At 42.6% G+C, this 4,262-nt stretch carries 6 protein-coding genes; 2 read left to right on the top strand and 4 right to left on the bottom strand.

What is annotated here, in order from left to right; translation table 11 throughout:
* Positions 1-72 precede the first annotated feature (72 nt).
* Together D1831_RS13775 and D1831_RS13770 are read right to left on the bottom strand one after the other, a co-directional pair.
* The gene (locus tag D1831_RS13775; RefSeq protein ID WP_125073411.1) at positions 73-474 is read right to left on the bottom strand and encodes an ABC transporter permease; all 402 of its coding nucleotides are present in this window, start codon (positions 472-474) and stop codon (positions 73-75) included.
* On the bottom strand, positions 474-755 hold the full coding sequence (locus tag D1831_RS13770) for a hypothetical protein (protein WP_125073410.1): 282 nt from the start codon (positions 753-755) through the stop codon (positions 474-476). Before D1831_RS13770 ends, D1831_RS13775 begins: the two co-directional genes overlap by 1 nt.
* A 314-nt stretch (positions 756-1,069) precedes the next feature.
* On the opposite strand from D1831_RS13770, the gene D1831_RS13765 reads away from it, so the two are divergent.
* Positions 1,070-1,288, top strand: a complete 219-nt coding sequence (locus D1831_RS13765) for a hypothetical protein (RefSeq protein WP_125073409.1) — start codon at positions 1,070-1,072, stop codon at positions 1,286-1,288.
* A gap of 420 nt (positions 1,289-1,708) precedes the next feature.
* On the top strand, positions 1,709-1,894 hold the full coding sequence (locus D1831_RS13760) for a hypothetical protein (protein WP_125073408.1): 186 nt from the start codon (positions 1,709-1,711) through the stop codon (positions 1,892-1,894).
* A gap of 107 nt (positions 1,895-2,001) precedes the next feature.
* Here D1831_RS13760 and D1831_RS13755 read toward each other — a convergent pair whose 3' ends face one another.
* Both D1831_RS13755 and D1831_RS13750 read right to left on the bottom strand, forming a co-directional pair.
* Positions 2,002-2,511 carry a DUF4352 domain-containing protein gene (locus D1831_RS13755; RefSeq protein ID WP_125073407.1) on the bottom strand — a complete coding sequence of 170 codons (510 nt, stop codon included), beginning with the start codon at positions 2,509-2,511 and terminating at the stop codon, positions 2,002-2,004.
* A gap of 139 nt (positions 2,512-2,650) precedes the next feature.
* Positions 2,651-4,090, bottom strand: a complete 1,440-nt coding sequence (locus tag D1831_RS13750; protein WP_125073406.1) for a PstS family phosphate ABC transporter substrate-binding protein — start codon at positions 4,088-4,090, stop codon at positions 2,651-2,653.
* Positions 4,091-4,262: the final 172 nt, after the last annotated feature.

Below are 4,262 nucleotides of genomic sequence, written 5' to 3'. Positions count from 1 at the left end.
GACTAGTAAGACAACACACATGATAAAAAATAAGGATAAGAATTAAGCTAAATTTGTATTGAACCAGGATTGTCACAACGCCGATTTTAACGGTAAGTTTCGGAAAAATAGTAATTTAATGATTAAACCAACTACGTTAAAATCAAGGTAAACACTGATGCTCAGAATTAAGATTGAAAGCCACTTACTTAGTAAAACCGTCGTACGGGAATACTGGCGGTATAATAATAACCGCAACGTCCCCGCTTGTCGTTCAATCGTTAGATGGGTGCTACCAATTGCGATTAGAAAAAACGTGGTTGGAATGTAAGCGTAAAAGCCGTTAATAAATGAATCGTGACTCGTTAAAAATTGCGGATAACGTGCCGTGTAAACGGCTAATATTACCTGAAATAGTAGTAAAAAGCCGAAAAATAACCGTACGGGTCGTTGTTTACTTAATTTGTATAGTTCCTGTCGTACTAAAGTTATCATTATTGAAGGTCCCCCTGCTGATTGTTTTCGTTAGTGAGCACACTGAGTAACGATTCTTCGAGGTCACCCCTTTGATGTTGCACATCTAAAATCGGGATCTCCTTTTTTACCAGGGTCCGTAATAAGTCGTTTAGTGAAAAGTTGACCGTAACTAAAACTTGTAACTGATTATCGTTAAGTCCAACTTGATATCCAGCAGTTGTTAAAACTGCTGCCGCCGCTTGATTATGATCAGTTTTGATTAAATAATAATTTTGGTTAGATGCTAACAGTGCTGACATCGTGGTAGCCGTTATTAGCTGACCATGGTCCCGGATATTCAATCAACGTGCCGACTGATTTTAAAGCGGCGTGGTGGTCAAGGGTCACCGGTACATCATTGAGCGTAATATTTCCCCTAAAGGGCGTGTACCCAGCACCGTTTTCATAATGGTAGTCCTCCCCGCCCCCGTTTGTGCCGATTAAACCAACGATGTGGCCCTTATGGATGTAAGACCCGCGTGGTGGAAATTTAGCGGAAACTTTAGATGATCCTAAAGTTTGGTACCTTACGAATTGGTGTGTTACACTATGTGCTCCAGAAAGGATGGTCCCATTGGATAAAGAATTAATTTTAGAAACGTTGTTGCGGCTAGATGACCCTTTTTACCTCAATACTTTTGCAAACGCGGTTGATGAAGACGAATGGTTTCGCATTAACGAACGGTATATTCAGACCGATTTGCAACGGTACTTTCCTGCGTCCATCAGTACCACGGACCCTGCCACTTGGCAATTTATTAAATCAAAACTGAAACAGTTTAGTGTTGAATAGTACGTGCTCCATTTCCTGTAACCGAGTTATTGGTGACACGTTGAATTGTTTGAATTTTAACCAAACTATTACCGGAACGTACTTTATCCGGTGTTCCGTAGCTTGGTATGATGAACCCTTATGATAAATAAGAAGTTTTACATATGAAAAAAGTGTACAAGTTATGGGGAGTCTGCTGTTTAGTACGGTGCTTCTAACAGCCTGCGTCCCTTCTGATCTGGTAACGTCAGAAAAATTACCAGAAACCACCGTTAAACGTGACCCATAAGTCGTCAACGCAAGTAAGGTTGACCGATACCAGTTTGTGGATCTAGCAACTTTTAAACGGGCACCACATAAATACGCTGGTAAAAACGTGAGTACGACCGGTATTATTAGCAGAATTCAACGTGATGCAACTGAGATGAACTCGTGGGTGGCGTGACCGATGCTGATTCTAAACGTGGTCAGGTCGTTGACGAGACCCCTATTCGATTTGATACCGAACTATACCAGCGGTTACCAATGCGTATGGGTGACACCGTTACGGTAACTGGAAACGATCTGGGAGCCGTTTCAGATCAAAATAATGCCACCATTAACGTGGATTCCGTTACGATGAGTTAAATAGACCCCGTCACGTGTTTATTAAATGCGTGACGGGGTTTATTGTATTTCATGGTTTGTTTCACTAGCGTTCTTTTATTTAGTTGGACACTTTTTAATTGTGCTAACTACTTTGTTAATAAGGTCGTGACGCCAAGTGTTTGTGACTGTTTTCCAAACGGACTGTTTGTAAATATCAATTGTGTTTGTTGGTCCGTAAGCACCGTGTTCGGAACGTCAAAGATAACCGTGCCGGTTAACATTCGGTGGGCGTGAAGGGTTTCAAAAAAGAATGAATGGTTACTTTGCTTACTATTTAAATTAATTGTAGCCGCGTTTTGGGCGTAATACGTTTTACCGTGACTCTGTAGTCGAAAATTTGATCCGGATAAAACTACTTCGGTTTGACCCGAATTACTAATATTAACGTGAAAGGTTACCTGACGCTGACCGTTAACGGTCGATTTTTGGGTTTTAACGTTTTTTAGATGATTAAGTTTTAACGCTCCCGCTTGTAATGATGCGTTAGATTGCTGAGTGCTAGGTCTTGTAGTGCGTTTTTGAGCGGCGAACACACTCCCCGTGCCGATCCCCGTAACTAATACCGTTACTAATCCTACTCGTGTGATTGTTTTCATTATAAAATCCCCCCTAAACAATAGTGTTAATACTGTCCACAGTATTAGTCTAGATAATTATAATTATCAATATAAAATTAATTAGCAAGTGCTTGGTTTACTCGAACAACTCCAACCATGAACAAAGCGTGCTGAATGATTATCGTTTGCGCCCCACGTAGCCCGTTTGGTTAATTAAGGCTTGTCCTTGCTGACCTCCGACCCAGTTTACTAATTCGTGGGTGTGTTTAGACGCGTCGGAACGATAAATGGCGTAGACCGGGGTGATGTAGGGATACCGACCATTTCGAATGTTCTGTGCCGTTGGGGCCACCCCGTTGACTTTTAAGACCTTAACGTTTTTATTTAACTTCATTTGAGTAGTATAAAAGCGAAACGAGTAGCCAATTGCGTTATGTGAATTGTTATACCCCGCAACGTCATCGATGATCTCGCCCATGGTGGAAACTTCTTGGTAACGAAGTGGCGCTGCCATGGTTTTGTCCTTCATAACTAACGATTCCATGATTGTCTGACTACCAGAACCGGCCGGGCGCTGGAACGCTTGAATCAGTGCCAATTGACCGCCAACTTGCGACCAGCTTAGCATTTTACGCTGATAGATCGACTGAATTTGCTTGGTGGTTAAATTATTAACTGGATTATGCTTGTTTACAAAGAAAACGAAGGCTTCATCCGCCACGTGTTGCGTTTGAAGCTTAACGTTAGCCCGTTTAGCCGTTCGGTACTGGTCCTTTGAAGGGTGCGCCATGAAGATAACGTCCGCTTGATTCTTTAATAAACTATTAAACGCTTTTGGCGTTGAATCCGAGCGGACGAGCTGGTTAGCCTGTTTAGCAGTTACCCCGGCGTACACGTTCTGGGCGATGGCGGCCTCCACCGGATAAGCCGCGGTTGCTCCGTTAATTTTGGGATAGTTGTTGTGGATCCGCAGCGTTGCCGGCCGGTTCAATTTGGCTGCCCGTGACCGTTGGGTGAACGGTTGATACTGTTTCAGGTTAAGTTCCGACGTGTTCGTAACGAAACGGTCGTTTAAACCGAGGTACCGTTCGTTGCGCTGAAAATGTAGCCACACGGGTACCAAACTCACTAGTATCAGGATAATTAGGCTGCACCATTGCCGGCCATTCGGTTTATTGGTTTGTCCCGACCGTAACCGGTATGCCCACAATCCAAGGACTCCTGACCAAAAGCTCCCAATGAAAAACCACGGTAACGGATCGTAAACGGCCAGACTTCCCGCAAATAACGTAGTTAAGTTATAGGTAAAGATACTGAAAGGATAGGCTGCCGGAATTCCTAAATAATTATATTGATTGATTAAAATAACGACAATGTAAATTCCTAAATAATACGCTAAAGTGATAACTTGGGCGAAAACTTGACGGAGCCAGTCGGTAGTTACCCGGTGCCGCTGGTTATAACGATACCAATACCAACCGTTTAATAGGAATGCCGGAATAACCGCATACCACCAAATTAGGCCCAATACCCCCACGGATCCCACAATTAGTGGCGTAACGACTAATTTTTGCAGTAATAACCGCCCAGAATCTGAATAATTTGCTTCCTTTTTCATAAGTACTCCCCCACAATAAGTTATATTTTATCCCTAATTTGAGAATAACTGTTTGTGGCGGTAAAGGCTACCTAAATATAAATATTTTTAACAATCGGTGAAATGCTGAGTGGTTACGGAATGCGAACGTTATGACTGCAGTGGTTCCTGCAAACCGTTACCAGATATGTAA

The sequence above is a fragment of the Lactiplantibacillus garii genome, from assembly GCF_003885105.1.
Classification (GTDB): domain Bacteria; phylum Bacillota; class Bacilli; order Lactobacillales; family Lactobacillaceae; genus Lactiplantibacillus; species Lactiplantibacillus garii.
Note: the sequence above shows the minus strand (reverse complement) of the source record. Positions and strands in the feature narration are given on the sequence as shown.